This is a genomic window from Streptomyces sp. NPDC059455, from assembly GCF_042750115.1.
In the GTDB taxonomy this organism is placed as follows: domain Bacteria; phylum Actinomycetota; class Actinomycetes; order Streptomycetales; family Streptomycetaceae; genus Streptomyces; species Streptomyces endocoffeicus.
In genome coordinates this window covers 1-1198 of sequence record NZ_JBHYVB010000235.1, presented here as the reverse complement: position 1 = coordinate 1198, position 1198 = coordinate 1, and the positions used below count along the sequence as shown (strand labels likewise).

Annotated in this window: 1 protein-coding gene; it reads right to left on the bottom strand. The window is 78.1% G+C overall.

The genetic code is table 11. The features are described 5' to 3' along the window. On the bottom strand, nt 1-844 hold an 844-nt coding region (locus tag ACFXB5_RS46120), incomplete at its 3' end, for an IclR family transcriptional regulator (RefSeq protein WP_385220005.1). Nucleotides 845-1198: the final 354 nt, after the last annotated feature.

Genomic DNA, 1198 nt, shown 5'->3' with positions numbered 1-1198 from the left:
AGGGGGGGCGGGCCCCTCGGGGGCCGACCCGCGCCGGCGGGGGGGGCGGCCCCCGCCGCCGCGGCAGCGTCTCGGTCAGCCCGGCCGCGGCGTCGATGACCGCGTTCCGCAGCCCGCGTTCGGGCAGCTTCGCCATCCTCGCCCGCGGACCGGACAGCACGAGCGCGGCGGAGACCCGCCCCTCGCCGTCCCGGACCGGTACGGCCAGCACATACTCGTCCAGCACCATCACATCCGGCCCGTGCGCCCAGCCGCGCTGCCGGATCAGGGCCAGCTGCGCCGCGTTGAAGCGCGCGCCGCGCAGCCCCGCGTACAGCTCGTCCGGGTCCTCCCAGGCCAGGAGCACCTGGGCGACCGGGCCGGACTTGGCGGGCCGGGCCGTGCCGAGCGGGACCGCGTCCTGCCCGGTGACCGGGTCGGCCGAGCTGGCCACGCAGATGTGCACGGCGTCGCGGCGGCGGTGCACCCGGGCGTTGAGCCCGGTGCGCGCGTGCAGATCGGCCAGTACGCCCTCCGCGAGGTGCTCCAGCCGGTCGCGCGGCTGCCCGGCCGCGGCGTGGCCGATCCTGGCGCCGGGCAGGAACCGGCCGTGGGCGTCCCGGCTCAGCAGTTCGAGCCGTTCCAGGGCGGTGGCGATGCGATAGACGGTGGGGCGTGGCAGCCCGCTGATGGCCACCACCTGGGCGAGGCTGGCGGGGCGCTGCTCGACCACGCTGAGGATCATGGACGCCTTGTCGAGCACTCCGACGCCGCTCATCGGCAGCGGCCGTGACGCGACGCTCAGCGTGCCCGTCCCGTCGGCGTCGGCGCGCCGGTAGACCGAACCGATCGGCATGTGACTCATGGAGGATTCGCCTTCCGCACGGCGGACACCGGATGGCGCGAGGCCCCGGGGCCGCGCGGCACCGGAATCCCGCACATCGACGGCTCGCAGGTGTGGCAACCGGCCGCCGGGACGGGGCGGGAGCTGCGGCTCCGCCGGTCCCCCGCTCTGATGTGCCCATCCAAATCGAAGGGCCCCGGCACGGGCAACGCCGGAGACAGGAAACTGCCAGGCCGGCCCCGCCGGACGGCGGCTACTGGGTGTCCGGTGGCTCCTTCCCCTCCCCGGGCCGCCCCCCCCCGCGGGCGGGGGGCCGGGGGGGGGCGGGGCGCGGGGGGGGGGGGGGGCCCCCGGCCGGGGGCGGGGGGGGGCCCC